We start from the raw sequence: 25,832 nt of genomic DNA, 5'->3' as shown, positions 1-25,832 counted from the left end.
GAAAGGAAAGACCGCCGGGGCTGCGCCTGGCCCCGGCGGCGGCGTTCAGAAGCGGTCAGAACAGGAAGTCGCCCGCCGAAAGATCGGCCTTTTCGACCCCGATCAGGGTGATCGTATTGCCCTTGCCATCGCTGATGACCGCGTTGCCGTCGACTTCGCTCAGGTGATTGCGGCTGAGATCGCGGAACGAGGTGATCGAGGAAACCCCGGCGAGGCTGATCTTCTCGACCTTCGACTCGAAGCCGAAGCCGGTGATGACGTCATCACCGAAATTGCCGCGGAAGATGAACAGATCCTCGCCGATGTTGCCGCGCAGGGTGTCGTTGCCCGCGCCACCGTCCAGCGTATCATTGCCATCGCCGCCATCGAGGGAATCACGTCCACCCAGACCGACCAGCCGGTCATTGCCGTTTTCACCCTCCAGTGTATCGGCACGGCGCGATCCGGTCAGCCGGTCGTTGAGGTCGCTGCCGCGCGCCGCCTCGAAATTGCGGATGGTGTCGCGGTCCCCGAACCCGTCGATGGCGAAGCCCTTGCCAAGGTTCACCGTCACGCCATTGTCGCCGCCGGTATGGCGGTTGTCCCGGTCATAGCGGACCTGATCATAGCCCTTGCCGCCGTCCAGCGTATCGGCTCCGCCAAGCCCCCGGATGATGTTGTCGCCATCATCGCCGGTCAGCTTGTCGGCATGGTTCGAGCCGCGCAGCATCTCGATGCTTTTCAGAACGTCCTTGTTGCCCCAGCCATCGGTGGCGCGGCCCATGGCAAGGCTGGCGATCACCCCGGCCGGATCCTGATCAAAGGTGACCTGATCGTAACCCGCGCCCCCCAGATAAGTGTCATTGCCCTTGCTGGAATAGAAATAATCATCCCCGCCGCCGCCCGACAGCCTGTCGCGGCCGGTGGTGCCGATGATCTCGTCATCCTCGGTGATGCTGTCGCGGTCAAGGCTGGTCCAGCGAATCGTCTTGCCAGCCGCAAGGGTGCCGGTCGCGCGTCCGACGGCGGTGATGCTGTCGTCCAGCGCCTCCCATTCGCTGACGCTCAGTCCGGTGGGAACAGGCGCGCCGTCAAGTGTGAAGATATAGCTGCTGTCGCTGGCCGGGCCGGTTTCGAGGTTCAGCACCAGCACGGTGGACTTCTTGCCGCCCCAGGTGACGGCGGCAATGCTGGCCGTCAGGTCATAATCGTTTTCCAGGTCGCCCAGCGGCTGCCAGTCCAGCAGGATCTGCGGCATCGCCTTGTCAAGTTCGATGACCGGCAGGTTTTCGTCGAAGCCCGTGATGCTGTAGCTGAAGGTCGCCTTCCGGCTGGGAATGGTGATCATCAACTGGCTTTCGCCGGTGCTGACGCTGTCGCCGTCAATATGTCCGACCCGAAGGCCGGTCAGCGTGATCGTGGTCATAGGGCCTCCCGCCTGCAATCCATTGAATGGAAAGGCGCCGAACCATGTTCGGCGCCATGATTGCCTCAGGCTGGTCTGTGCGGTAGCGCGCTGTCAACCCGGAAACTTGGGCTGACGTGCAGTTGCGCTGCTCAGGCGACGCCCCAGAACAGGGGAAAGCCGGGGTCGAACACCGTGACCGGCCCGGCCTCGGTGATGATCTTCGACGGATAGGCATGTGCCGTTTCGTGCTTCACCAGCCGGATCGTGCCGGGGTTGACCGGCAAGCGGTAGAAGGCCGGACCGTTCAGCGAGGTAAAGGCCTCCAGCCGGTCCAGCGCGCCCTCCTCCTCGAACACATGGGCGAGGATGGACATGGTATTGGTCGCGGTGAAGCACCCGGCGCAGCCACAGGCATGTTCCTTCAGCGCATCGACATGCGGCGCGCTGTCGGTGCCAAGGAAGAAGCAGCCCTCGCCACTGGTTGCCGCCGCGCGCAGCGCCAGACGGTGCTTTTCGCGCTTGGCGACCGGCAGGCAATAGTAATGCGGCTTGATCCCGCCCACGAGGATATGATTGCGGTTGATGATCAGGTGATGGGTGGTGATCGTGGCGCCCAGATCGGGGCCACCGGCACGGGCATAGGCCACGCCTTCCTCGGTGGTGATATGTTCCATCACCACGCGCAGACCGGGCGTCGCGCGGCGCAGCGGATCGAGCACCGTGTCAATGAACACCGCCTCGCGGTCGAAGATGTCAATCTCCGCCGTCGTCACCTCGCCATGCACACACATCGGCAGGCCGATTTCGGCCATCACTTCCAGCACACCGCGCACGCGGTCAAAGTTCCGCACGCCGGAATGGCTGTTGGTGGTGGCGCCGGCCGGGTAAAGCTTCACCGCTTTCACCAGTCCGCTTTCGGCTGCTGCGCGCACATCCGCCGGATCGGTATCTTCGGTCAGGTAAAGCGTCATCAGCGGCTCGAACGCGGCACCTTCGGGCAGGGCGGCAAGGATGCGGTCGCGGTAGGCCGCCGCCTGCGCCCCGGTCACCACCGGCGGCACGAGGTTCGGCATGATGATTGCACGGCCGAAATGGCGGGCGGTTTCGGGCAACACACCCTGCAACATTGCGCCATCGCGCAGGTGCAGGTGCCAGTCATCGGGGCGGCGGAGGGTGAGGCTCTGGGTCATGCCACGGCGCTACCGCAAGCCGCGCCGATTTTCCAGTGGATTCGGGGAGGCGCCTGCGCCTAGTCTGCGCCCGGAACCGAACAGGAGGTGACGATGCGGTATGAAGGGGGCTGCCAGTGCGGCGCAGTGCGGTATCATGTCGAGGCGAGCCTTGACCAGCCGGTGACCTGCAACTGCTCGCGCTGTCAGAAGCTGGGTTCGGTGCTGGTTTTTGCCCCGGCGGCGGATTTCGTGCTGGAGCAGGGCGGCGACAATCTGGCCGAATATCAGTTCAACAAGCATGTCATCCACCACCTGTTCTGCAAGACCTGCGGGATACAGAGCTTTTCGACCGGCAAATCCCCGGACGGGTCCGAGATGGTGGCAGTCAACGTCAATTGCCTTGATGGTGTGGACCCGCGCGAAGTGGCCACGCGGGCCTATGCCTATGACGGAAAGGCGCTTTGATGCTGAAACCTGCCTCCCTTGCCCTGCTGGCCCTGTCGCTGCCTGCCGCCGCGCAAGAGGTCGATTGTGCCAACCCGACCTTCCAGATGGAAATGACCTATTGTGCGGAACAGGACTGGAATCGTGCCGATGTGGCGTTGAACGCGGCCTATAAAGAGGCACGGGCGCTGTTGCAGCGGATGGATGCGGAATTGCCCGCCGATCAGCGCGGTGCGGCCGAGTATCTGAAAAAGGCGCAGCGGGCATGGATCGAGTTCCGCGACGCGGCCTGTGCTGCGGAAGGCTATCTGATGCACGGCGGATCGGCGGAACCTATGCTGGTCTATAGCTGCCTTGCGCGGCTGACCGATCAGCGCACCGGGGATCTGGCGGCGCTGGCCACCGCGCCCTGAGGCCCGCCTGAGGCGCTGGCCTCAGGCGGTTTCTTCCGCCAGCCGCGCCTCCAGCGTGGCGACATGGCGGCGGAAACGCGGGGCATTCATCCGCTCCACCACCGAACGGCAGATTGCCAGAGACCGCCGGGTCTGGCCGCGCGTTTCGGTCTGGTGCAGCAGCGCCTTCAGATAGGGGCCATGGTCGCGCCGCTTGCGCCATTCGCGGGCGAACAGGGCAGGGGTCAGCCGCCCTTCCCCCGCGGCGTCGATCAGCACAGGCAGGATGCCGGTCGCGGTCAGGCTGTCCGGCACCTTGTCGCCCAGCCAGGGGGTGCGCAGCTTGGTCACGAAGGGTTTGGTGAACAGCGCCGCATGCATGGAATCTTCAAGGCTGTGCGGATCGTGGATCACGAACACCTCGCCCGTGCCCTCCACCATGTCGGGGGCATAGCCATAGCGCGAGGTGAAATCCAGCCTGCGCTTCGACAGGTCGCGGCGATCCCAGGGGGCGATGGCCGGGTCCAGAGTGGCGCGCGGATGGATGGTCAGCACCGTCGCTCCCGGTGCGCAGACTGAAAAAGCGCAAGCCGCATAGCCGGCCATCCCGGTGCCATGAAACACCACGCGGTCGAAATCCTCGAAGAAGGCGTCATCGACCAGCCGGTCGAAATAGCGCCAGACCGCTGGGTCTCGATACCAGGTCTCGCCATCCGCGATGACGCAAAGATGCGACCAGCCGTTGCGCGTCACGGCATCGCAGCCCGCCGGCATCTGGTTCGGCCGGGCGCGGATTTCGTCCAGCGTCTCAAAGGTTACCAGAAGCGTCGGCCCTTCATCGGCGAAGAAGGCGAAGTGACGGGCGCCCAGAGGCTCGAAATACCCCTCTTCCTCGGTGATTTCTTCCAGACGGGCCGCCCATGACGCAAGATCGGTTGCCGCCGAAGCGTCGTAACGGGCACTGCGGTCTGTTTCGGCTACGGTCATCGCTTCGGTATCCAATCGTATCAATTCGGGTCTTCACACATACCCTGCCAGTGTCGCGTGACCAAAGGGCGCAGACAAGAGGGCAGCCAAGTGACATCTTGCCCGCAAACGGAAACAGTCCGTTTTTCAGTTCCGGTCACATTCTGTCGGCGGCGGTATTGGCCGGGCGGGCATGGCGCAGCACCAGCGCAGCTTCGGCACGGGTCAACACCCGGCTCGGCGGGGCCAGCAAAAGGCGACCGAACAGGGCGCGCCAGGGTTCCTGCTGCATCAGTTCCGTGAACCGTGCATGTCGCCATGCGCGCGCCGCCGTATCCAGACGGGCCAGCCCGGCATCGGCGAGCAGTTCGTCCCGCAGCCCCCGGCTGTCAAGCGCGAGGATCGACCGATCCTCGACCGCGCAGAAATTCCGTTCGATCCAGTAGCCCATGTCAAACGGCTCGGCCGTGCGATTGGCGCGGCCCCGGTCGCATTTCACCAGATAATCCGCCATGCTTCCAAGGGCATAGTGGTTCAGTTGCGCAAGGCTGTAGTTGTCCTGCCCGAAGTCGGAAAACACCCGGCCGGTGGCAAAGGCAGGTGCCAGAGCGCGCCCGGCCCCATCGAACCAGCGCGCGCCGTCCAGCCTTGCGCGATCCGGCGCGCGGGGGCGGTGGATACCCAGCTTGCCATAGATGCCATCATTGCGGAACAGCGTCTTGAACATCGCCGCCCGCCATGGCCAGTAAAGCACCGCAGGCGCCGCACGGGTGAAGGTCTCGGTCACCCGGCCCGCCAGTGGCCCCACCACGCCGCAATTGCCGAACATCCGCCATGTCAACGTGATTGCGGTGGCTTCGGGCAGGGCGGCCAGCAGGGCGGGAAGGGTGCGGTCGCCGGTGTGGATGTTCACGAATTCATCGACATCGAGGAACATCACCCAATCCGCCTGCGCCTTCAGCGGATGGCGGTCGGCGGCCTTCAGCGCCGCCCATTGCGGTCCTTCCTCCCAAGGGCCGGGATTGCGCACATGGGTCAGCCAGCCCAGCGTCTGAAGCCGGTCGAGCATCGCGTCCGTGCCGTCCTCGCAGTCGTTCGAGAACACCAGAAAGTCGGTGAAACCCACGGCCCGGTGATGGGCGAGCCATTCCAGCAGGAAGGCGCCCTCGTTCTTCACCGAGGTGACGGCCAGCGCGCGCATCAGGCGGCGTCGGCCTCGTCCTCGTCGCCGACATCGGTGTCGCCGCCATAGGCCGCACCCTCCGGTGCCTCGGCCTCGCCGGCCGCCATGCGGGCGCGGTGGCCTTCGATCCGGCCGATCATCTGGCTGAATTCGGGATCGGCATGCAGTTCGGCGATCTTGTTTTCATGCCAGCGCACGGATCGGTTGTGCAACGTGTTCAGCCGCTGGTCGGACAGCAGATCGTTCATCCATTTCTCGACCGCATCGTCATAGCGGCGGATCAGGTCGCAGGATTCCTCATTGGTGTCATTGCGCACCCAATAGCCGAATTCCATCTTGTCATTGACGTGGTTCACCTTGCCGCGCGCCGATTTGACCAGAAAACTGTCCATCGAGCGCAACTGGTAGTGGTTCACCTGCGCCTTCGAATAATCGGCCTGCACATGCAGGATCGACTTGCCCTGTTCGACCGGGATGCCGCCCGGCACCTCGCGGCGCAATTCGCGGCCCAGTTCTTCTTTCACCACCGGCGTATGCACACCCAGACGGCGCATGTGCTGCACCACATCGCCCCGGAACAGGGTTTTCGGGAAGGCATATTCGATGGCCTTCGGCCCGGTCGTGGCATTGGCGAGGGTGAATTGCTGCGTGATGCGGCCAGGTTTGAACTCTTTCTGCCCGCCTGTGCCGAAGCCGCGCCAAGGCACGCAGATCGCCTCCACCTCGGGCGTGGCTGCGGCCACCAGATCGCGGGCCGAGCCGTCGCCGATGCGCGAGGCCAGAAACTCGTCGGCATCGCAGACATAGATCCAGTCGGCCTGTTTCACCTCGTCATATTGCATGGCCTGACGCAGGGCACGACGCTGGATCGACTGGCCGGGGCGAAAGCGCGTGGCATGCCCCCGGCACAGGCCCATCTTCGACAGCCGCTTGATCATCTGCGCCGTCGTATCCTCGCAATCGTTGTGACAGATCACCAGATTGTCGAAGCCCAGCACCTTGTGATGCGCCACCCATTCCACGAGGAAGGCGCCTTCGTTCTTCATCGTGGTGATGAGCGTGTAGACATCGTTACTCATATACTCTCCTGTCAATGCTCGGCTTCGCCGTGGTGGTCCACGGTGAAGAAGAAGTCGGGGGGCAGGTCGCGTTCGTGCAGGTCGGGCGGGATGACACCCGGTCCGGCGGCAAAGACGGCCGATCCGAAATGGTGCTGCAAGCGGCAGAGCCGCTCCATCCGCGGGCCGGTCAGTTCGGCATAAAAGGCGCGGTAGTTATCGGTTTTCATCAGTTCCGCGATCTTGGCGCGGTGACAGGCGACGGAATGGTCATGCGCGGCGCGGATCTCGGGGTCGGCCAGCAGCCGGTCATATTCGGCCCGCGCCGCCGGGATCATCCGCTGGATCGAGGTGTCGCGGTCGATATTGTGGTTCATGCGGAACCAGTAGTTCAGCCCCTGATCGCGGTCCACATGGTTGACCCGGCCGCGATCCCGTTTGACCAGAAAGCTTTCGGCGCTGCGCACGGCGTAATGGTTCAGCTGCACCCAGTCATAGCCATAGGTTTCGGTATTGGACCGCCATGCGTTGCGGTAAGCCTCATGCGGCATCGGCTTGCCGGAACCGTTGAGCCAGCGCACCTCGGACCAAAGATCGGGTTTCAGCCCCTTGGGGCGGTGGACGCCCAGCTTCTTGTAGATGTCGATGTTGCGGAACAGGGTCTTGAAGCCCCATGCCTGATGCGGCTTGCGGATCAGCTCGGGCGCGCAGCGGTCGAACTGTTCTATCAGGAAGCGGTCCTCATAGCCGTGCACCTCGGCATTGCCGAATAGCCGCCATGTGAGCGAGATCATGTTGGCCTCGCCCATGGCATGATACAGTGCCTTCAGTGTGCCGTCACCGATCTTGATGTCGATGAATTCATCGACATCCATGCAGATACCCCAGCCGCAATTCTGCATCACGGGCTCGTTTTCGGCGGCTTGCAGCGCGGCGTGCTGCGGTTTCAGTTCGCCTCCCGGCACATAGGGGTTCACCCGGTGCTGCACGATGCCCTTGGCGGTCAGCATCTCCAGCATCGTATCGGTGCCATCGGTGCAGTCATTGGTGTAGATCAGAAAATCATCCACCCCGATGGCGCGGTGATAGGCCAGCCATTCCAGAATGAACGGCCCCTCGTTCTTCATCGTGGTGACGATGGCGGTGCGGCCGCCTTCGACGGCGCGGGCCGGGGCCGGGCGGGCTTTCGAGACCGGCGCGCGCACCGGATCGTGGCCAAGGGGGCCTTCGGCCAACGTCAGGAGCGCATCATCCTCGATCAGCGAGGTCTTGGGGGCCAGCGCCCCCGAAGGGGCGCCCGGCACCCGGATCGCCATGGCCCGCCAGAAATGCGCGGTGCCGCTGTCCTCGGGTTTGGCATAACTCACACGGACCATGCGCCAGCTGTTTTCCAGCCCCGCTTTGGCCGGCGCGACGCCCCAGCGGGCGATGCCGCGGCGCTGGTCGAACTGGCGGCAGATATGGTCGCCGAAGCGCGCCTCACGGTTGGCTCGCACCCGCCAGGGGTAGATGCGGTGCCCGACCAGCAGGATGACGCCGTTCTTCGCCATGGCGCAAAGGTCAAAGGCGGAATACCCGCCCGGTCGCCGCGCTGCGAGGATGTCGGTCACATCCAGCGTCAGCACTGCGCGCGCAGCCGCCAGAAACCGCCATTTGACCGCCTCGTAAACAATGCCCTCTGCAAGCGGGCTGCGCCACGGGTCCGGTGCGGGCGGGTCCATCCTGTCCTTGCCCGGCGCATCGGGGGCGAGGAACAGGTGGTTTTCCGGCCCGAGCCCCGGCTTGCCCAGCGGTACCGGAACATCCAGCACCACGATCTTCAGCGGCACATCGTCGAGATGCGCGCGCAGATCTTCGGCAAAGGCCGCGCCGGTTTCGGGAAGCCGGTTCACGATCAACGCGGCCTGAAGCCCGTGATGGCGCTGGTGATAGGCCAGCCCCTCGGCCACCTGGGCCGCGCTTTCTTCCAGCCGGAAGGCGAGGATGGTATTCAGGTCGCGGAACAGGTCATGTTCCGCCGGGGTGGGGGAAAGCTCCAGTCCGCTGCCATCTGCCAGTGCCAGCCGGGCGCTGCCCGAGGTATGACGGCGGGCACTCACCAGAGCAGAGCCCGAGAGCGGCCGGATTTCCAGCGGCAGCGCGCTCCCCTCGATCCCGTCTGGCAGGATGCGGCCGGTCTCCGTGCCATTGCCAAGAAAGACGCGGAAATGATCGCCCAGATCGACAGCATCCAGAACCAGCGGCAGACCTTCGTGCCCCGGCGCACAGGCGGCCAGTTCCCGGCGCAGCACCACCGCGCCGGCCCCTTTGGGCCGCTTGCGGCGCCCGGGCCGCGGTTCTGTCTGGTCTTTCGGCATAAGCCGCCTGTCCTTCGCCTCGCGTCGTTTTCCCACGACTTCACGCTAGGCTAGCATAATGGCCACAGTCGGGCAAAGCTGCGACAGGGGAATTTTATCCATTCTATTGGCAAATCAGTGGAACTTGGCCACACTGGCGACAAAATATGAACAATGATCCCCGATAATCCGGGGCGGGCAGCAAGGTGGCCACGGCCGCGCCGCATCGGGCGGGCCGGGTTTGTGACGAAGGGCAGGAAAATGGCACGAGTGCGCGAGGTCGGTAGCCTCTGGATCGGGGGCAACCTGAGCTGGATGGAACAGCTTTGCCTCAAATCTTTTGTGGATCAGGGGCAGAAGATCACGCTCTTTCATTACCAGCCCATCGAGAACGTGCCCGAGGGCGTGATCCTGCGCGACGGGCGCGAGATTCTCGATACCGAGGATTTCATCAAATACGAAGGCAAGGACAGCTATGCGCTGTTTGCCGATCTGTTCCGCCTGCACATGATGAAACATTGCCCCGGCATGATCTGGGTGGATACCGATGTCTATTGCTGGCGCCCGCTGGATTACGACAGCGATTATGTCTTCGGGCTTGAATTGCGCGAGGTCAGCCAGGGCAGTCCGCGCATCAACAATGCGGTTCTGGGCCTGCCGGCCGACAGTCAGATGCTGGCCGAGATGCTGGAATTCACCTCTGATCAATACGCGATCCCACCGTTTCTGAAACCCAAGGTCAGGGCCGAATATCAGGTGCTGGCCGATGCGGGCACGCCCCTGCATGTCAGCCAGCAGAAATGGGGCGTCTGGGGGCCGACGATGGTGTCCTATTTCGCGCGGAAGCTGGGCCTGACCGATCTGGCGCTGCCGGTGGATGCCTTCTATCCGGTGACCTTTCCCGAACGGCTGGACATCATCCGCGCGGCGCGGCGGGTGCATGAGAAGATTACCGAAAACACCACCGGCATGCATCTCTGGGCCTCGAACAAGCGCGAGCTTTCGTTGCGCCATAATGGGGTGCCCAGCAAGGGCAGCTTCATCCTTGAGCTGATGGAAAAACACGGGCTGAGGGCCGAGGATGCGCCACTGCGCGCGCGGGGCTGGCGTCTTCTGGATGGCGAGTTGGTGGAAAACATCGACCTTGAAGATGTGGACCTGTTCACCGACATTGGCGGCCGTTCGCGCCCGCTGGCTTATGAAATCTGGAAGCGCTGGGGCGCCGCCGTGCAGATCGTGGATGTGGACGGGCATGGCAAGTTTCCCGACCGCCCCACCAAGGCCATCGCGGAATACCGCGACTATCTGATTGGCCTAGGCCTGCCCGAGGATCGCGTGACCATCGCCCGCACGCTGGAAGACGTGCAGCCCGCCGATGTCATTGCCCATCTTCCGGGGTTCGAGAAAGAGGGCAAGCTGAAGGATTTCCTGCCGGTCTTCGGCCGTGTCCTGAAACCCGGCTCCCGTATGTTCACCGATATTCGCGGCGGCTCCGGCGGCTTTGGCGTGCTGCGCCCCATGGGCACCAACGAGGTGCTGTCAGAGCGTGAAAGCGAAGGGGTGAAGGTGGCGCGTGTGCTGTTCCGTGCAGGCGAGGCAGAGGAAATTGCGGCGACCGTGCCCACCCCCGAACCCGGCTGGTCCGAAATTGCCCGCGATCTGGCTGGCAAGGACGGCTTCTTCCGCGAAAGCGACACGCATTCCTTCCTTTATATCCCGCGCGGCAGCGATACGCTGGTGGTGACCTTCGACAATCTCGACATCGCGATGGAAAAGCGCGAGGACCGGCGGCCCTGGGGCTTCTCGTTCATCGAGAAACAGGGCTGGTCGATGCTGGGTGTCATGGCGAACGGCTGGACATGGTATCGTGACCCATGGGTCTGGGACCAGTTCGACGACCTCGCCACCTCGGATTTCTTCGACCAGTTCAAGCGCGTGGTGTTCTATGGCGCCTCGATGGGCGGCTATGCCGCCTGCGCATTTGTCGCGGCCTGTCCGGGTGCCCATGTGGTGGCGATCAGCCCGCAATCGACGCTGGACCGTTCCATCGTGCCCTGGGAAACCCGCTACAAGGCGGCCTGGGACCGCGATTTCAGCGGCCATTACGGCGATGCGTCGGAGGTGTCGAAAGCGGCGGGCAAGGTGTTCATCCTTTATGACCCCTATGAGCCGCTGGATTCCGGCCATGTCGATCGCTTCACCCACAACAATGTGCTGAAACTGCGCGCGCCGCTGCTGGGGCACCGGCTGGGGTCCAGCCTGCAACAGATGGGCGTGCTGTCGCCGATCACGCTTGGCGCGCTGAACGGCACGCTGACCGAGCTGGAGTTCTACCGCCTGATCCGCGCCCGCAAGACCTCGACCCGCTATCAGAAAGAGCTGTTCAAGCGGGTGGTCGGCAAGGGGCGCAAGGATCTGGCACGCAAGCTGGGCCGTTATGTGCTGACGCGGGGTGACAACCGCTATATCCGCAAGGAGCTGGCGCTGCTTTAGCGCCGCGCCATCCAGCGCGCGATCAGGGGCGCCGCGGTGATCACAAGGAAGATCCGGGTCAGGTGATGGGCCACCACGAAGGCCACATCTGCCCCGGTCATCAGCGCGATCACCGCCATTTCCGCCTGCCCGCCGGGCAGGAAGCTTAACGCGACTTCCAGTGCCGGGCGGCCGGACAGCAGCGCCGCCGTCTCGATAAATCCCAGCGAAAGGATGGCCAGCAACAGTGCATAGCCAAGCCCCGCCGTCACGTCATGGCGCAATTCACGCGGGGTGATGCCCGCGTATTTCGACCCGACCGCAATGCCGATGAAGAATTGCGCGGCCCAGATCATTTCGGCCGGCGGGCGGCCCTGAATGACACCCGCAAGGCTCAGGCAGGCCGTGAGGATCAAGGGGCCTAGGATCGAGGCACCGAACATGCCGATGCGTTCGGCGATCTTCCAGCCTGCGATGCCCGACGCGACCATCAACGCGATCTGCGACAGCGGCACTTCTGACGCGGGGCGCCCCGGCGCCTGCGACAGATCCACGTCATACAAAAGCGCCAGCAGGAAGGGTGTGGCGGTGACGATCACCAGAACCCGCGTTGCATGGATCAGCGACATGCTGCGCACATTGCCACCCGCCTCCTCGCCGAAGATCAGCATATCCTGCAAGCCGCCGGGCATGGCGGAATAGAAGGCGGTCGGATGGTCATAGCCCATGACCCGCCGGAAGAACGGATAGCCCACCAGCCCGATCAGCCCGACGAACAATGGCACCAGCGCCAGCGTCGCCCCCATGCGGGGCAGATCATGCAGCAGGGCGGGCGTCACGGTCGATCCGATGGCAACCCCCAGCCATGTGCGCAAGGCCGTGCCAAGGACGCCCATCCCCTGAAGCGGCGCCCCGGCCAGTGCCGCCAGCAGGCAACCCAGCATCGGGCCCAGCAGCAGGGGCAGCGGCAGGGCAAGCGCCAGAAACATCGCGGCGCCAAGGGCGGCGGCGGCCAATGTGAGGAGTCGGGGTCGGGTGATCATCGCGCGCATGATCGTCTTCGCTTACGCCCCCTGTCCAAAGGTCGCAAGGTCCGCCTTCACCCTTGACCCTCTGCCGCCCCGGCGCCAGCATGACCGCAAAACAAGGGGGGAACCTGTGAGCGGAATTCCGACGTCGATCGACGGGGTGGAGCAGATGCTCGGCGCCCATGGCTATGTGGCGGCGCGCGCGCTTTCGACGGTGACCTTCCTGTCGCTGAAACTGGGCCGCCCGCTGTTTCTGGAGGGCGAGGCCGGGGTCGGCAAGACCGAAATCGCCAAGGTGATCGCCCATGCGCTCGGCCGTCGGCTGATCCGCCTGCAATGCTACGAGGGGCTGGATGCCGCCTCGGCGGTGGCCGAATGGAACTTCGCGGCGCAGATGGTCGCCATCCGCACGGCCGAGGCGGCGGGCGGCGCCGACCGCGACACGCTGAAATCCGAACTTTTCACCGAGGATTACCTGATCGAACGCCCGCTGCTGGCCGCCATGCGCCCGCAACCCGGCGGCGCGCCGGTCCTGTTGATCGACGAGCTTGACCGCACCGACGAACCCTTCGAGGCTTACCTGCTGGAGGCGCTGTCGGATTTTCAGGTGACGATCCCGGAACTTGGCACCATCCGCGCGCCCGAACCGCCCATCGTCATCCTCACCTCCAACCGCACGCGCGAGGTGCATGACGCGCTCAAGCGCCGCTGCCTCTACCATTGGGTCGATTACCCCACGGCCGAACGCGAGATGCAGATCCTCGCCGCCCGCTGCCCCGAGGCGCAGGAAACCCTCAGCCGCGAAATCGTGGCCTTCGTGCAGCGCCTGCGCACCGAAGACCTGTTCAAGAAACCCGGCGTTGCCGAAACGATCGACTGGGCGAAATGCCTGCTGGCGCTCGACGTCATCAGCCTCACCCCCGAGGTCATCGCCGACACGCTGGGCGCCATTCTGAAATATCAGGACGACATCCAGAAGATCCAGGGTTCCGAGGCCAAGCGCCTGCTCGATGAAATCCGCAAGGAAGCGGTGCCCGCATGACGGCCCGCTCATTTCCCGCTTTCATCTTGGCAAAAATATCCCGGGGGTCCGGGGGCAGCGCCCCCGGCGCATCGCATGGCCAGCTACGCTGAACTCACCCTGCCGGAAGACGGCAAGATCAGCCGCAACATCCTGTGGTTCGCCCGCGCCCTGCGCAAGACCGGGTTGCCCATCGGATCGGGCCGGGTGATTGACGCGATCCGGGCGGTGGAGGCGGTGGGCTTTACCGAACGCCGCGATTTCTACTGGACGCTGCATGCCTGTTTCGTCAGCCGCCCCGAACATCGTGCGGTCTTCGATCAGGTGTTCCGCCTCTACTGGCGTGACCCGCGTTACATGGAACAGATGATGTCCCTCATGCTGCCCGCCATTCGCGGCGTGCAGGAAGAGCGCGTGGCGCAGGCGGCCGAGAAACGTGCGGCCGAGGCGCTGCTGGACGGTGCCAACCGTGACCTGCCCGAGGCCGAAAGCCCGCCGGGCGAAGAGCAGGTGGAAATCGACGCCTCCGCCACCATGGCGCGCGAAGAACGGCTGAAGACGCTGGACTTCGAGCAGATGTCGGTGGCCGAGATTGCCGAGGCAAAGCGCATGCTTGCCCGCCTCAGCCTGCCGGTGCAGCCCTTGCCCTCGCGCCGCCAGATCGCGGCCCCGCTGGGGCAGGCTATCGATCCGCGCGCCACACTGCGCATGGCGATGCGCCGCGGCGGCGAGATCACGCGGCTGGCCCGCCGCGACCCGGCGCTGCGCTGGCCCAATCTGGTGGTGCTGTGCGACATTTCCGGCTCCATGTCGCAATATAGCCGGATGGTGCTGCATTTCCTGCATGCGGTGGCCAATCGCAAAGGACAGGGCTGGGCGCGGGTGCATGGCTTCACTTTTGGCACGCGGCTGACCAATATCACCCGGCATCTGGCGACCCGCGATGTCGATGCGGCGCTGGCTGCGGCAGGGCGCGAGGCGCAGGACTGGTCGGGCGGCACCCGCATCGGCGCCTGTCTCCATACCTTCAACCGCGACTGGTCGCGCCGGGTGCTGGGGCAGGGGGCGGTGGTGCTTCTAATCACCGACGGGCTGGACCGCGACGACAGCGGCCAGCTTGCACGCGAGACCGAGCGGCTGCATCTGTCCGCGCGGCGGCTGATCTGGCTTAACCCGTTGCTGCGCTGGGAAGGCTTTGCCCCGCGCGCCACCGGCATCCGCGCCATGCTGCCGCATGTCGATGCCTTCCGCGCCGGTCACTCCATTGCCTCGCTGGAGGCGCTGGCCGCCGCCATATCGGACGGTGCCGATACCGGCGAGAAGGCGCGGCTGATGCGCGCGCTGGCGGGCTGAGATGGCAGTGATCGTCCCCGAGCTTTCGGTCACCGACTGGCGCGCCACGCGGGCCTTCTACACCGCACTGCTGGGATTTTCCGTCCGCTACGAACGCCCCGAGGAAGGTTTTTGCTACCTCGAACGCGAAGGGGCGGAACTGATGCTTGACCAGATCGGGCTGGGCCGTGATTTTGACCCCGGTATTGCCGAAACCCCGCGCCCGCTGGGCCGTGGCGTCAACCTGCAAATCGAGGTCAGCACCATCGCGCCGCTGTTGGAAGCGCTGGCTGGGGCAGGCCACCCGCTGATCCTGCCGCCCGAGGATCGCTGGTATCGTCGCGGTGATCGGGAGGTCGGCAACCGGCAATTCGTGGTGGCGGACCCTGACGGCTATCTGTTGCGGTTCCACGAGGATCTGGGCACCCGGGCGCGGCGCTGACAGATCAGGGGCTTTCCGCCCCCTCGCCCCTGCGGGGCTCACCCCCGAGGATATTTTTTACCAAGATGAAGGTGCGGGGTTTCATCTTGGTCCAAATATCCTCCGGGGGTGAATTGCCGAAGGCAAGAGGGGGCGGAAAGCCCCCTTCGCCGGTTTATTCGGGGCGCCGCGCAGTGAGGGTTGCGGCGACCTCGACGGCGAAGCCCACGGTGGCCTCGTCACCATAGCTTGCCCCCATGCCGAAGGCCCGGCGGTCGAGTGTGGTCGTGCCGGTCATGGTGGCGGTGTCGCCTTCCATGGTCAGGGTGAAGGGCAGGATGACGGGCACGGTCGTGCCGCGCAGGGTCAGGGTGCCTTTCGCCTCATAGCCGGTATCGGCGGGCAGGATATCGGCGTCGAAAGTGGCGGTCGGGTGGGTTGCGGTATCGAAGAACTCCGCCCCCTTCGCCTGATCGGTGACCGAGCCGAGTGTCAGGGTCGTCGTGTCGATGGCGACCGTGACATGGCCATTCACGCCATTGACCGGGGTTTCATCGAAACTGATCGTGGCCTGCCAGTTCGGCAACTGGCCGCTGACCTCGGCTCCCATCTGACGCACCGTGAAACCAAGGCTGCCGCTTTCGACCTGCCAGGTTCCAGTGGTCGCGACGGGGGCCGGGGCGATGGCGGCGCGCGCCGGTTCATCCCCGCCGGTGGCAAGGATCAGGGTGAGGGTGCCGACGGCAGCGTAAACCAGCCCGGCGGCAAGTGCGGGGGCACGGGGGGCGCTGCCCTTGCCTGCGGATGTGCCGCGGATCATCCGCGACAGCGTATGGTCGCGGTCGATCAGCGCATGTTTCAACGCACCCGCGACATGCAGCAGAACCGACCCGATCAGCAGTTTGGAGAACAGCCCGTGCAGCGCGCCCGTTGCCTCGGCCACGCTTTGCGATTTCGGCACGAAGGGCAGGCCCTGGCCGAAGGGCCAGAGGATCGGCGCGAAGCCGTCCAGCGCCGCGTGATGCACCCAGCCGCTGAGCGGCATGGCGATCATGGCGACGTAAAGCGACCAGTGGATCAGGGTGGCGATCCATGTTTCCAGCCGCCGCTCGGGGTGCAGCGGTGACGGATGCGGCTGGGTCAGTGCCCAGAGGATGCGGGCCAGCGCGGTGAAGAACGCAGCCACGCCCAGCGTCTTGTGCAGTGAATAGACCAGCGCCTTGGCCGCGACAGCGGCAGACGTGTCGACGGGCATGTCCTCGGCGTAAAGGCCAAGGCCGATGGCGGCAAGGATCAGCGCGGCGGTCAGCCAGTGCAGCAGGCGGGCGGCGCTGCCATAGCTTTGCGGGGTGTTGCGGGTGCTCATGCTCTCTCCGGGCTTTCGGTTTTCCTTTGACTATCACGCATGCTGCGGTGCGGAAATGCGAGGGCGGGCACAGGCTCTGTGCATTCACGAAGGGTTGCGTCGGTGATTGCGCGAGCGATTGCATGGCTCGCCCGCACGCGGTAAGCCGGTAAAAACGCTTGGAGGAACCATGTCCCGCGCATTCGTATTCCCCGGTCAGGGGGCGCAGACCATCGGTATGGGCCGTGCCCTGGCCGAAGCATACCCGGCCGCGAAAGCCGTCTTCGACGAGGTGGACGAGGCTTTGGGCGAAAAGCTGTCCTCGCTGATCTGGGAAGGCGACATTGCCGAGTTGACGCTGACGCAGAACGCCCAGCCCGCGCTGATGGCGACCTCGATCGCGGCGCTGCGCGCGCTGGAGACCGAGGGCATCGGGATCGAGACGGCGGATTTTGTGGCCGGTCACAGCCTTGGTGAATATTCGGCGCTCTGCGCGGCGAAATCGCTGGCGTTGTCGGATACCGCGCGGCTGCTGCGCATCCGGGGGCAGGCGATGCAGGAGGCGGTGCCGGTGGGCGTGGGCGCCATGGCTGCGCTGCTGGGCCTTGATTTCGAGGCGGCGACCGAGGTTGCGGCGGAGGCTGCGCAGGGCGAGATCTGTCAGGCCGCCAATGACAATGATCCGGCGCAGGTGGTGGTTTCGGGCCACAAGGCGGCTGTGGAGCGCGCGGTGGAGATCGCCAAGGCCAAGGGCGCCAAGCGGGCGCTGATGCTGCCGGTCAGCGCGCCCTTCCATTGCGCGCTGATGCAGCCCGCCGCGCATGTGATGGCCGAGGCGCTGGCCGCCGTGGTCGTGGACAATCCGGTGGTGCCGGTGGTGGTAAATGTCCGCGCCGAGGCAGTGATGGAGGCGGATCGCATCCGTGACCTGCTGGTGGCGCAGGTGACGGGCTCTGTCCGCTGGCGCGAAAGCGTGCTTTGGATGGAAGCGGCCGGGGTCACGGAATACTGGGAAATCGGCGCGGGCAAGGCGCTGTCGGGCATGATCAAGCGGATTGTCAAGGGCGTGGAGACCCGTGCAGTGGGCGCGCCGGAGGACGTGCTGGCGGCAAAGGGCTGAGCCTGGACCAAAATTCTTTAGGAAGAATTTTGGGCGCTGACCGGCGCGGTTTTCGTGGGGCGGGGGCTGTGGACGGGGGCTGTCTGCCCCCGCGGCCTGCGGCCTACCCCCGAGGATATTTGGCCCAAGGTAAAAGCCGGGCCGGGAAAAGGATGGAAACGATGTTCGATCTGGGTGGCAAGAATGCGCTGGTAACCGGGGCTTCGGGCGGGATCGGGGGCGAGATTGCCCGCGCGCTGCATGCGGCAGGGGCTGTGGTCACACTGTCGGGGACCCGGCTTGCGCCGCTGGAGGCACTGGCGGCGGAGCTGGGGGAGCGGGTGTTCGTCGAGACCTGTGATCTGTCGGATGCGGCCAGTGTCGAGGCGCTGCCGAAGGCCGCGGCCGCGAAGATGGGGTCTGTCGATGTGCTGGTGAACAATGCCGGGATCACCCGTGACAACCTGTTCATGCGGATGTCGGATGACGAATGGCAGTCGGTGCTGGACGTGAACCTGACCTCGACCTTCCGGCTGTGCCGGGGCGTTTTGCGCGGCATGATGAAGGCACGCTGGGGGCGGATCGTGAATATCAGTTCGGTCGTGGGCGCCACCGGCAATCCGGGGCAGGGCAACTATGCCGCCTCCAAAGCCGGGATGGTGGGCATGTCCAAATCGCTGGCGGCCGAGGTGGCGAGCCGGGGAATCACCGTCAATTGCGTGGCGCCGGGCTTCATCACCACCGCGATGACCGAAAAGCTGAATGACGAGCAGAAGGCGCGCATCCTGACGCAGGTTCCCGCCGGGCGCATGGGTGAACCGGGCGAGATTGCCGCTGCCGTGCTTTACCTGGCGAGCCCGGAGGCGGGTTACGTCACCGGAACCACCTTGCATGTCAATGGCGGCATGGCGATGATCTGACGCGGGGTGCGGCGGCACGGGCGCGCGGGAAAGCGTTTGCCAAGTGCCGGTGCGCTTGCTATAGCCGCGAACGGAACCACCAGTGCCGGAAGGCTCTGGTGCCCTGCCTGACGCGGGGAAAACAGCCAAGGGCCTGGCCTGCGGCAGGGACACCAGACCGGGGACCACCCCGCAACGATGAGGAAGTGACATGAGCGATATCGCCGATCGCGTGAAGAAGATCGTCGTCGAGCATCTCGGCGTCGAAGAGGACAAGGTGACCGAGAACGCCTCGTTCATCGACGATCTGGGCGCGGACAGCCTCGACACCGTCGAGCTGGTGATGGCTTTCGAGGAAGAATTCGGCATCGAGATCCCGGATGACGCCGCCGAGACCATCCAGACCTTCGGCGATGCCGTGAAGTTCATCTCGGGCGCCGTCTGATTTCAGGCATGCGCCGGGGCGATGGCCCCGACAGATACGAAAGGGCCCTCCTTCCGGGGGCCCTTTTCATTTGGAAATGTTGTGTCCGGAAGCCTTGTCGCGGTGCCTTGGGCATCAGGCCCCGGGCGCGGCCTCTTCGGGCAGCGGGATACGCTGGCGGGCATTGTCCAGAAGACCGAGCCACGCATCAAGGTCGATGTCATTGGCGCGATTGTAGGGCGCAAAACGGGTCATGCGTCCGATATGGGTATTGCCACTGATGCGGCGCATCTCGCCGGGCAGCAGGGCCGGGGCGTTGTCGGTGACATAAAGCAGCTGGCCGGGGCCGCGCCGGGCGATTTCGGTGCCGATCTCGAAGATTTGCGCATCGGGGATACGCTTGTTGCGCTTGTAGATGAACAGAACCGAGCCCTCGGCCAGACGTTGCCGCAGCTTGCCGGTCAGATACTGGATCTTGCCGGATTCCTGTGCGTGAATCCTGCGGCGCTCTGCCTCGGATGCGTTGAAAACACCGTCGGTCGAGGTAAGCTGCGTATGGAAGGCGATGTTATAGGCGCGATCCCGCACCATTCCGGCATTGGCAGGTTCGAGGTTCTCGAACTGGTAAAGCCCCGCGAAATCCTGCTTCAGTAGTTTCAGCAACCCCTCGGGCGGGGTCGTGGCCCAGCGCAGCAGACCGCCGGGTTCCAGATTGCAGGCACGTTGCACAAAACCGAGTTCGCAATTGTCGCCGATACTTTCAATGCGCATGGCAGTCTCCACCGCTTTCAATGTCAAAAGCGGTGTAGCGATCCTGACCGGCCTGTCAATCACGCGGGGGATCTCCGCCACCGCGGTTCGCGCCAGCGGGCTTCGTCATCCGCCAATATTGCCTCGTCCCGATGCCGCGTGTATCACGTCGGGGCAATCCGGGCTGCTTGGCCTGTCAGAGAAGGAAGATCGGATGCGTCGCGTTGTTGTCACGGGTCTTGGGATGGTCACGCCGCTGGCTTGCGGAGTGGAGGAGACCTGGAAACGGCTGCTGGACGGGCAATCGGGCGCCGGGCCGATCACGCGGTTCGATGCCACGAATGTCGTGACGAAATACGCCTGCGAAATTCCGGTCGGCGATGGCCGCGACGGCACCTTCAATGCCGACGACTGGATGGAGCCGAAAGAGCGGCGCAAGGTTGATGATTTCATCCTTTATGGCATGGCGGCCGCCGTTCAGGCGGTGAAGGATGCGGGATGGGAGCCGGAGGACGAGGAAAGCCGCCTGCGCACCGGCGTGATGATCGGTTCGGGCATCGGCGGGCTTTCGACGATTGCCGATACGGCGGTTCTGATCAAGGAAAAGGGGCCGAAGCGGGTTTCGCCCTTCTTCATCCCCGGTTCGCTGATCAACCTGATCTCGGGTCAGGTGTCGATCCGTTTCGGTTTCAAGGGGCCGAACCATGCGGTCGTCACCGCCTGTTCCACCGGCGCGCATGCCATCGGCGATGCGGCGCGGCTGATCATGTGGGGCGATGCCGATGTCATGGTGGCAGGCGGGGCGGAAAGCCCGATTTCGGAAATCGGCATTGCCGGTTTCAATGCCTGCAAGGCGCTGTCCACCAAACGCGCGGATGAGCCTCAGAAGGCCAGCCGCCCTTATGATGCCGACCGTGACGGCTTCGTGATGGGCGAAGGTGCGGGTGTCGTCGTGCTGGAGGAATATGAACACGCCAAGGCGCGCGGCGCGAAGATCTACGCCGAGGTGCTGGGCTATGGTCTGTCGGGCGACGCCTATCACATCACCGCGCCCGCGGAAGATGGCGATGGCGGCTTCCGGTCCATGAGTGCGGCCCTGGCCCGCGCCGGCATCACCCCGGATCAGGTGGATTACATCAACGCGCATGGCACCTCGACCATGGCCGACACGATTGAGCTTGGCGCGGTGGAGCGGCTGATGGGCGATGCGGCGGCGGGGGCTACCATGTCCTCGACCAAATCCTCCATCGGGCACTTGCTGGGTGCTGCCGGCGCGGTTGAGGCGATCTTCTGCGTGCTGGCGATCCGTGATCAGGTGGCGCCGCCGACGATCAACCTCGACAATCCGGCCATCGCATCGAAGCTTGATCTTGCGCCGAACAAGGCCGTGCAGCGCAAGATCGACGTGGCGCTGTCGAACAGCTTCGGCTTCGGCGGCACCAATGCCAGCCTCGTTCTGGGCAAGGTGCGCGGCTGATGTGGCGGTCTGTCGCCTCGAACGCGCTGACCCTGTTCATCGTGTTGCTGATTGCGCTCGCCGGGGTTCTGGCCTGGGGGCGGCAGGAATTCAATGGTCCCGGCCCGCTGGTTCAGCCGATCTGCCTGAAGGTGGAGCGCGGCGCCTCGCTGGGGGAGGTCAGCCGCACGCTGGAAACGCAGGGCGCAGTTTCCGACGCGCGGATCTTTCGCATCGGGGCGGATTATTCGGGCAAGGCCAAGGGGTTGAAATTCGGCTCCTATCTGGTGCCGGAAGGCGCCTCGATGGCGCAGATCCTCGATCTGGTGACGGCGGGCGGTGCCTCAACCTGCGGGCGCGAGGTGAATTATCGGATCGGTGTCGCCAAGGCGGAAATCATCCTGCGCGAACTGGACCCTGAAACCAATCGCTACGCCGAGGTGGCGAAATTCGCCCCCGCGACCGATGCGCCGCCGCAGGAATATGTGGATGCGGTGGCCGAGGGCGATCTGCGCTGGCAGGTGACGCTGGCGGAAGGCGTGACAAGCTGGCAGGTGGTGGACAGCCTGAAGCGGGCCGATTTCCTTGAGGGCAATGTCGAGGGCGTGCCGCCCGAAGGCTCGCTGGCGCCCGATGGTTATGAGGTGGACAAGGGGGCCTCCCGCGCGGCGCTGCTGGCGCAGATGCAGGACAAGCAGACCCGGATCATGGATGATCTCTGGGCGTCGCGCGCGGGTGATCTGCCCTATGACACCAAGGAACAGGCCATGATCATGGCCTCCATCGTGGAAAAGGAAACCGGCATTGCCGATGAACGCCCGCTGGTCGCCAGTGTCTTCGTCAACCGGCTGAACAAGGGGATGCGGCTGCAAACTGACCCGACGGTGATCTATGGCATCACCAAGGGTGAGGGGGTGCTGGGCCGGGGTCTGCGGCAAAGCGAACTGCGCCGCGCCACGCCCTACAACACCTATGTCATCGAGGGGCTGCCGCCGACCCCTATCGCCAATCCGGGTCGGCTGAGCATCGAGGCTGCGCTGAACCCGGCGCAGAGCGACTATCTGTTCTTCGTGGCGGATGGCAGCGGCGGCCATGCCTTTGCCGCCACGCTGGAGGAACATAACGCCAATGTGGCGCGCTGGCGCGCCATCGAGGCGGAGCGTGGTCAGGCGGACGAAGGCGGGGTGCAGGGCCAGTAAGGCCCTGCACTATCCGATCCGCGGCAGGGTCTCGGCCAGCCGCGAAACGCCCGGCGACAGCGGCAGCAAGGCCGCCTGCACCGAGTGATAGATGTCGGGCTTGCCGTGGAACTGCGTCACCGTAGGCTGGCCTTCCGCGTCGATTTCCGGGAACCAGCCGCCGCGCGCATGGTCGATGAAATGCGCATCCGCGAACTGCCAGAGGCGGCGATACCATGCCTCGTCGCCCTCGGTGCCGCCCAGCTTCATCAGGGATGACAAGGCACCAATGGCCTCGGTCACCGGCCACCAATAGCGGTCTCGGATCGCAGGCGCGCCGCCAAACTGAAGCGTGTAGAAGATACCGCCCTTTTCCGCATCCCAGCCATTGGCCAGCGCCTGTTCGATCACCCGGCGCGCCGTTTCCGGGGCGCCGTTGTCGGGACGGCCCGCCAGATCCCAGTGTTGCAGCATCAACCGGCCCAGTTCGAACGAATGGCCGGGGGTGGTGCCAGCGGGGCGGAACATCGGATTGCCGGAATAGGCGCGGTCGATCTGCCAGTTTTCAGTGTAATGCTCGGGCAGGCGCCAGTCCTCGGCGGGCGCGATGCGGTTGAGGAAAAAATCCAGAATGCGGCCCGCGCGGGTCAGATAGACCTCGCGCCCGGTCGCCTCGTAAGCTGCCAGCAGCGCCTCAACCCCGTGCATATTGGCATTCATGCCGCGATAGGCAGAAAACGGCGTCCAGTCGCGGTTCCATTCGTCGGCAAACAGGCCTGCGCCGTCCTCCCAGTAATGCCGGTCCAGCACGGCGGTCGCATCGTCGATCAGCCGGTCGGCATCGGGGTGGCCTGCAAGCCGGGCACTGGCCCCGGCCAGCAGAACGAAAACATGGCCATAGGCGAGCTTGTGTGTGTCGCAGGGAGCCGCGCCGTCCAGCGCCCAGAGGTAGCCGCCATGATCCGCGTCGCGGTGATGCGACCAGAGGTAAGCCATGCCCGCGTCAATGATCGCCTCGCATCCCGCCACCCCGGCGCGATGGCCCAGAGCGTAGGAATGTACCAGCCGCGTCGTGGTATGCAGTTCCTGCACCTCACCCGGCAGCGGTGTGCCGTCATGGGCCAGAACGTGAAAGCCGCCGTTCTTGCGCGGGCTGGCACGGAAGAAGGCGAATTGCCGCCGCGCCTCGGCGGCCAGCCAGGTGCGGTGCTGCGGATCGTCGATCCAGCGGGGGGCGGCGGGGCTGGCGAGCGGCGTGTCGGTCATGCATTCCTCCATGCCGGTCCTCTCCGGCGCGCCATGTTTACGCTAACTGCGAGGTCACGCCAAGTCAGGCAGAGGCTTCGGGCGGGTCCAGATCGTTGCCCGCGGTGACACCGCTGATCAACTGATAGGACAGCAGGTCCGGCATGTCGCGCGGATCGCGGCGCAGGGGGTGGCAGGCGGCGCGCAGGCTGGCCAGACGCGCGGCACGGGGGCGGGCCAGCGTATCGGCCTCGGCCAGCGTCACCCGCTGAAAGCGCAGCACCGCACCGGGGGCGGATTGGGCCGCGCGGGGCAGGTCGGCGGGCAGGACCGTGCCGATCCGGGGATAGCCGCCGATGGTCTGGCATTCCGACAGCAGGATATAGGGCCGCCCGTCGCCGGTCATCTGGATGTCGCCGGGCAGGATGAACTCGGAGGCGAGGCCGGTTTTCGGCAGATCGGCGGCAAAGGCCGGGCCTTCGCAATCCAGCCGGATGCCCTGCCGGTTGCCGGTGGGGGCACGGCGGAAGGCCGTGGTGCCGAAGCGCGCGCGGGTTGCCACGGGGAACAGGGCGGTCTGCGGCCCGTCGATCCAGCGCAGCAGGCCGCCGGTGAAGCGATCTTCGACCGGCAGAAACTGTCCGGGTGCGTCAGGCTCGGGGTCATCACCCAGGGGCAGCCGGTCGCCCGCCGCCAGTGCCGCGCCGATCCCCGCCACCAGATGCGCGGCACGGCTGCCCTGCCATTCGGGGCCCAGAATGCCGCCCGCCGGGGTGAGATAGCCATAAACCCCTGAGGTCGCCGCGCCGATGGTCAGACGCTGACCCGGCAGGATCAGATGGCTGGCCGACCAGCGCAGCGCGCTGCCGTCCAGATCGGCCCGCATCGGCGCACCCGTCAGCGCGATGCGGGTCGGTCGCGTCACCTCGAAACTGCCGCCCAGTGCGGGCATCTCCAGCGCGGCGACGGGCGCGCGCAGGCCCAGCAGGGCCGTGGCCTCCAGCAGCGCCAGCCGATCGGCGGCGCCACCGCGCGACAGGCCCAGCCGGGCCAGACCGGGGCGACCCATGTCCTGCACGGTCAGCCCCGGCCTGGCGCGATGCAGGATCAGCGCGCCGCTCATGCCCGCACCTGACAGCGTGCGCCGCCATCGGGATCGCCCGTATGCAGCAGCGCCTCCAGTTCATCGCCGGAACAGGGGATCAGCCGCAATGCGTCGCCCGCGCGCAGGGGGGCCGGGTCACGAGCCTCGGGGCGGAAGGGGCGGAAGGCCGCGCGGCCGATCTGGCGCCAGCCGGTCGGAGAGGCATTGGCAAACAGAACGATCTGGCGCACCGCCACCGTCACCGCCCCCTGTGGCACCTGCGGGGCAAGGTCCGACAGGCGCGGCAGGTTCCAGCCCTCGGGCAGCAGGCCCAGATAGGGCTGGCCGGGGGCAAAGCCGATGGCCAGCACCCGCAACTCGGTTTCCGCGACCTGCCGCACCGCCGCTTCGGGGCTGAGACCGGCAAGGGCGGAGGCTTCCTCCAGCATCGGGCCATGCACCCCGCCAAAAGCCACCGGCACCTGCCAGAGCCGCATTGCGGGCCGCGGTTCGGCTGCGTGCCAGTCACGCGTGCCTGTCAGCGTGGCCAGTCGGGCCGCCAGATCGGCGCGTGTCACTTTCGCGGGATCGAAGCGCAGCATGACCGAGGCGAGGCTTGGCAGGATTTCCGTCACACCCGGCAGGTCGGCCTTGTCCAGCATGTCGTGCAGCGCCTGCACGGCGGCGGTGGCGCGTGGCGTGACCGTCAGGCCAAAGCGCAACAGCAGCGCGGTGCTGCCAAGCGGCAGAACCTCCGGCCCTTCGACGGGCGTCTTGTCACGCTGCGATCCGCTGTCCATCTGCCCGCCATGCCGAAACCCCGTCATGGATCGGGGTTCGGGGACGGCTTGTCAACATTTGCGGCCGACGCGAACCGCGCCCACAACACACCGCGCGCGATCCCGATGGTGCGAGGCAGCGGCTCCTCCTGCGTCAGGGCAAGCAACGACGTGTAATGACCCAGCGGAATCTGCTCAGGTTAAGCCGCTAATCTGAATGCCTCTGTAGGCGTGTGAACCGCCCCGGGTTTGCCGGAGGCTGATTTTGGTTAGTTACGCGGCGATGTCTTCAGTTTCCAGAGCGGCGTAGAAGTTTGCCTCTGCTTCTGCCGGAGGGACGTTCCCGATCGGCTCGAGCAGG

Annotated in this window: 23 protein-coding genes; 11 read left to right on the top strand and 12 right to left on the bottom strand. The window is 65.3% G+C overall.

The genetic code is table 11. The features are described 5' to 3' along the window. Positions 1 to 55: 55 nt before the first annotated feature. Positions 56 to 1,405, bottom strand: a complete 1,350-nt coding sequence (locus D2N39_RS16540) for a calcium-binding protein (RefSeq protein WP_119135894.1) — start codon at positions 1,403 to 1,405, stop codon at positions 56 to 58. A 131-nt stretch (positions 1,406 to 1,536) separates the two neighbouring features. Then, positions 1,537 to 2,577 (bottom strand): dihydroorotase, encoded by a 1,041-nt coding sequence (gene pyrC, locus D2N39_RS16535; protein WP_119135893.1) that lies wholly within the window; start codon positions 2,575 to 2,577, stop codon positions 1,537 to 1,539. Positions 2,578 to 2,670: 93 nt separating this feature from the next. On the opposite strand from pyrC, the gene D2N39_RS16530 reads away from it, so the two are divergent. Then, positions 2,671 to 3,024, top strand: a complete 354-nt coding sequence (locus D2N39_RS16530; RefSeq protein ID WP_119135892.1) for a GFA family protein — start codon at positions 2,671 to 2,673, stop codon at positions 3,022 to 3,024. Continuing rightward, positions 3,024 to 3,416: a lysozyme inhibitor LprI family protein gene (locus D2N39_RS16525; RefSeq protein WP_119135891.1), complete on the top strand. Its 393-nt coding sequence runs from the start codon at positions 3,024 to 3,026 to the stop codon at positions 3,414 to 3,416. Before D2N39_RS16530 ends, D2N39_RS16525 begins: the two co-directional genes overlap by 1 nt. 21 nt (positions 3,417 to 3,437) lie before the next feature. On the opposite strand, the gene D2N39_RS16520 is transcribed toward D2N39_RS16525, so the two are convergent. From D2N39_RS16520 to D2N39_RS16505, 4 genes are all read right to left on the bottom strand, one after another. After that, positions 3,438 to 4,382, bottom strand: coding sequence for a phosphoadenosine phosphosulfate reductase (locus D2N39_RS16520; RefSeq protein WP_199725278.1), 945 nt, complete (start codon positions 4,380 to 4,382; stop codon positions 3,438 to 3,440). A gap of 136 nt (positions 4,383 to 4,518) precedes the next feature. Then, positions 4,519 to 5,562, bottom strand: a complete 1,044-nt coding sequence (locus tag D2N39_RS16515; protein WP_119135890.1) for a glycosyltransferase family 2 protein — start codon at positions 5,560 to 5,562, stop codon at positions 4,519 to 4,521. Then, positions 5,562 to 6,623: a glycosyltransferase family 2 protein gene (locus tag D2N39_RS16510; RefSeq protein WP_119135889.1), complete on the bottom strand. Its 1,062-nt coding sequence runs from the start codon at positions 6,621 to 6,623 to the stop codon at positions 5,562 to 5,564. The genes D2N39_RS16515 and D2N39_RS16510 overlap by 1 nt, the downstream gene beginning before the upstream one ends. Before the next feature lie 11 nt (positions 6,624 to 6,634). Further along, positions 6,635 to 8,959 carry a glycosyltransferase family 2 protein gene (locus D2N39_RS16505; RefSeq protein WP_119135888.1) on the bottom strand — a complete coding sequence of 775 codons (2,325 nt, stop codon included), beginning with the start codon at positions 8,957 to 8,959 and terminating at the stop codon, positions 6,635 to 6,637. Positions 8,960 to 9,199: 240 nt separating this feature from the next. On the opposite strand from D2N39_RS16505, the gene D2N39_RS16500 reads away from it, so the two are divergent. Further along, positions 9,200 to 11,431: a glycosyltransferase family 32 protein gene (locus D2N39_RS16500; protein WP_119135887.1), complete on the top strand. Its 2,232-nt coding sequence runs from the start codon at positions 9,200 to 9,202 to the stop codon at positions 11,429 to 11,431. Here D2N39_RS16500 and D2N39_RS16495 read toward each other — a convergent pair. Beyond that, positions 11,428 to 12,462 carry an AbrB family transcriptional regulator gene (locus D2N39_RS16495; RefSeq protein WP_119135886.1) on the bottom strand — a complete coding sequence of 345 codons (1,035 nt, stop codon included), beginning with the start codon at positions 12,460 to 12,462 and terminating at the stop codon, positions 11,428 to 11,430. The two genes, D2N39_RS16500 and D2N39_RS16495, sit on opposite strands and share 4 nt — an antisense overlap. A 145-nt stretch (positions 12,463 to 12,607) precedes the next feature. On the opposite strand from D2N39_RS16495, the gene D2N39_RS16490 reads away from it, so the two are divergent. From D2N39_RS16490 to D2N39_RS16480, 3 genes are all read left to right on the top strand, one after another. Then, the gene (locus D2N39_RS16490; RefSeq protein WP_119135972.1) at positions 12,608 to 13,480 is read left to right on the top strand and encodes an AAA family ATPase; all 873 of its coding nucleotides are present in this window, start codon (positions 12,608 to 12,610) and stop codon (positions 13,478 to 13,480) included. Between the two features lie 75 nt (positions 13,481 to 13,555). After that, a complete protein-coding gene (locus D2N39_RS16485) occupies positions 13,556 to 14,812 on the top strand; it encodes a vWA domain-containing protein (RefSeq protein ID WP_119135885.1) in 1,257 nt (418 codons plus the stop codon). A gap of 1 nt (position 14,813) precedes the next feature. Further along, the gene (locus tag D2N39_RS16480; protein WP_119135884.1) at positions 14,814 to 15,233 is read left to right on the top strand and encodes a bleomycin resistance protein; all 420 of its coding nucleotides are present in this window, start codon (positions 14,814 to 14,816) and stop codon (positions 15,231 to 15,233) included. Positions 15,234 to 15,387: 154 nt separating this feature from the next. Here D2N39_RS16480 and D2N39_RS16475 read toward each other — a convergent pair whose 3' ends face one another. Continuing rightward, positions 15,388 to 16,578, bottom strand: coding sequence for a cytochrome b/b6 domain-containing protein (locus tag D2N39_RS16475; protein ID WP_119135883.1), 1,191 nt, complete (start codon positions 16,576 to 16,578; stop codon positions 15,388 to 15,390). Positions 16,579 to 16,747: 169 nt separating this feature from the next. On the opposite strand from D2N39_RS16475, the gene fabD reads away from it, so the two are divergent. The 3 genes from fabD (at position 16,748) to D2N39_RS16460 (ending at position 19,000) form a co-directional block, all read left to right on the top strand. Next, the gene (gene fabD, locus D2N39_RS16470) at positions 16,748 to 17,677 is read left to right on the top strand and encodes an ACP S-malonyltransferase (protein ID WP_119135882.1); all 930 of its coding nucleotides are present in this window, start codon (positions 16,748 to 16,750) and stop codon (positions 17,675 to 17,677) included. A gap of 161 nt (positions 17,678 to 17,838) precedes the next feature. Next, positions 17,839 to 18,576: a 3-oxoacyl-ACP reductase FabG gene (fabG, locus tag D2N39_RS16465; RefSeq protein ID WP_119135971.1), complete on the top strand. Its 738-nt coding sequence runs from the start codon at positions 17,839 to 17,841 to the stop codon at positions 18,574 to 18,576. 190 nt (positions 18,577 to 18,766) lie between these two features. After that, on the top strand, positions 18,767 to 19,000 hold the full coding sequence (locus D2N39_RS16460) for an acyl carrier protein (RefSeq protein ID WP_091300786.1): 234 nt from the start codon (positions 18,767 to 18,769) through the stop codon (positions 18,998 to 19,000). Positions 19,001 to 19,114: 114 nt separating this feature from the next. On the opposite strand, the gene D2N39_RS16455 is transcribed toward D2N39_RS16460, so the two are convergent. Next, on the bottom strand, positions 19,115 to 19,750 hold the full coding sequence (locus tag D2N39_RS16455; RefSeq protein ID WP_119135881.1) for a hypothetical protein: 636 nt from the start codon (positions 19,748 to 19,750) through the stop codon (positions 19,115 to 19,117). A 193-nt stretch (positions 19,751 to 19,943) separates the two neighbouring features. Here D2N39_RS16455 and fabF point away from each other — a divergent pair, with 193 nt between their 5' ends. Together fabF and mltG are read left to right on the top strand one after the other, a co-directional pair. Continuing rightward, a complete protein-coding gene (gene fabF / locus D2N39_RS16450; protein WP_119135880.1) occupies positions 19,944 to 21,206 on the top strand; it encodes a beta-ketoacyl-ACP synthase II in 1,263 nt (420 codons plus the stop codon). Then, entirely contained in the window at positions 21,206 to 22,384 is a 1,179-nt protein-coding gene (mltG, locus tag D2N39_RS16445; RefSeq protein WP_119135879.1) for an endolytic transglycosylase MltG, read from the top strand. The genes fabF and mltG overlap by 1 nt, the downstream gene beginning before the upstream one ends. Before the next feature lie 9 nt (positions 22,385 to 22,393). Here mltG and D2N39_RS16440 read toward each other — a convergent pair whose 3' ends face one another. The 3 genes from D2N39_RS16440 to D2N39_RS16430 all read right to left on the bottom strand — a co-directional run bounded on the left by D2N39_RS16440 (position 22,394) and on the right by D2N39_RS16430 (position 25,519). Then, complete coding sequence (locus tag D2N39_RS16440; RefSeq protein WP_119135970.1) at positions 22,394 to 23,629, bottom strand: AGE family epimerase/isomerase; 1,236 nt, start codon at positions 23,627 to 23,629, stop codon at positions 22,394 to 22,396. A gap of 64 nt (positions 23,630 to 23,693) precedes the next feature. Continuing rightward, positions 23,694 to 24,731, bottom strand: a complete 1,038-nt coding sequence (locus D2N39_RS16435) for a 5-oxoprolinase subunit C family protein (RefSeq protein ID WP_119135878.1) — start codon at positions 24,729 to 24,731, stop codon at positions 23,694 to 23,696. Continuing rightward, a complete protein-coding gene (locus D2N39_RS16430; protein ID WP_119135877.1) occupies positions 24,728 to 25,519 on the bottom strand; it encodes a 5-oxoprolinase subunit B family protein in 792 nt (263 codons plus the stop codon). The genes D2N39_RS16435 and D2N39_RS16430 overlap by 4 nt, the downstream gene beginning before the upstream one ends. Between the last annotated feature and the right edge of the window lie 313 nt (positions 25,520 to 25,832).

The organism is Gemmobacter lutimaris, from assembly GCF_003570715.1.
Taxonomy (GTDB): Bacteria; Pseudomonadota; Alphaproteobacteria; order Rhodobacterales; family Rhodobacteraceae; genus Gemmobacter; species Gemmobacter lutimaris.
This window is presented reverse-complemented; position numbering and strand designations above follow the sequence as displayed.

Coding starts and splice junctions, on each gene's coding strand:
- D2N39_RS16540 (WP_119135894.1), bottom strand. CDS start 1,405: ATGACCACGATCACGCTGACCGGCCTTCGGGTCGGACATATTGACGGC.
- pyrC (WP_119135893.1), bottom strand. CDS start 2,577: ATGACCCAGAGCCTCACCCTCCGCCGCCCCGATGACTGGCACCTGCAC.
- D2N39_RS16530 (WP_119135892.1), top strand. CDS start 2,671: ATGCGGTATGAAGGGGGCTGCCAGTGCGGCGCAGTGCGGTATCATGTC.
- D2N39_RS16525 (WP_119135891.1), top strand. CDS start 3,024: ATGCTGAAACCTGCCTCCCTTGCCCTGCTGGCCCTGTCGCTGCCTGCC.
- D2N39_RS16520 (WP_199725278.1), bottom strand. CDS start 4,382: ATGACCGTAGCCGAAACAGACCGCAGTGCCCGTTACGACGCTTCGGCG.
- D2N39_RS16515 (WP_119135890.1), bottom strand. CDS start 5,562: ATGCGCGCGCTGGCCGTCACCTCGGTGAAGAACGAGGGCGCCTTCCTG.
- D2N39_RS16510 (WP_119135889.1), bottom strand. CDS start 6,623: ATGAGTAACGATGTCTACACGCTCATCACCACGATGAAGAACGAAGGC.
- D2N39_RS16505 (WP_119135888.1), bottom strand. CDS start 8,959: ATGCCGAAAGACCAGACAGAACCGCGGCCCGGGCGCCGCAAGCGGCCC.
- D2N39_RS16500 (WP_119135887.1), top strand. CDS start 9,200: ATGGCACGAGTGCGCGAGGTCGGTAGCCTCTGGATCGGGGGCAACCTG.
- D2N39_RS16495 (WP_119135886.1), bottom strand. CDS start 12,462: ATGCGCGCGATGATCACCCGACCCCGACTCCTCACATTGGCCGCCGCC.
- D2N39_RS16490 (WP_119135972.1), top strand. CDS start 12,608: ATGCTCGGCGCCCATGGCTATGTGGCGGCGCGCGCGCTTTCGACGGTG.
- D2N39_RS16485 (WP_119135885.1), top strand. CDS start 13,556: ATGGCCAGCTACGCTGAACTCACCCTGCCGGAAGACGGCAAGATCAGC.
- D2N39_RS16480 (WP_119135884.1), top strand. CDS start 14,814: ATGGCAGTGATCGTCCCCGAGCTTTCGGTCACCGACTGGCGCGCCACG.
- D2N39_RS16475 (WP_119135883.1), bottom strand. CDS start 16,578: ATGAGCACCCGCAACACCCCGCAAAGCTATGGCAGCGCCGCCCGCCTG.
- fabD (WP_119135882.1), top strand. CDS start 16,748: ATGTCCCGCGCATTCGTATTCCCCGGTCAGGGGGCGCAGACCATCGGT.
- fabG (WP_119135971.1), top strand. CDS start 17,839: ATGTTCGATCTGGGTGGCAAGAATGCGCTGGTAACCGGGGCTTCGGGC.
- D2N39_RS16460 (WP_091300786.1), top strand. CDS start 18,767: ATGAGCGATATCGCCGATCGCGTGAAGAAGATCGTCGTCGAGCATCTC.
- D2N39_RS16455 (WP_119135881.1), bottom strand. CDS start 19,750: ATGCGCATTGAAAGTATCGGCGACAATTGCGAACTCGGTTTTGTGCAA.
- fabF (WP_119135880.1), top strand. CDS start 19,944: ATGCGTCGCGTTGTTGTCACGGGTCTTGGGATGGTCACGCCGCTGGCT.
- mltG (WP_119135879.1), top strand. CDS start 21,206: ATGTGGCGGTCTGTCGCCTCGAACGCGCTGACCCTGTTCATCGTGTTG.
- D2N39_RS16440 (WP_119135970.1), bottom strand. CDS start 23,629: ATGACCGACACGCCGCTCGCCAGCCCCGCCGCCCCCCGCTGGATCGAC.
- D2N39_RS16435 (WP_119135878.1), bottom strand. CDS start 24,731: ATGAGCGGCGCGCTGATCCTGCATCGCGCCAGGCCGGGGCTGACCGTG.
- D2N39_RS16430 (WP_119135877.1), bottom strand. CDS start 25,519: ATGACGGGGTTTCGGCATGGCGGGCAGATGGACAGCGGATCGCAGCGT.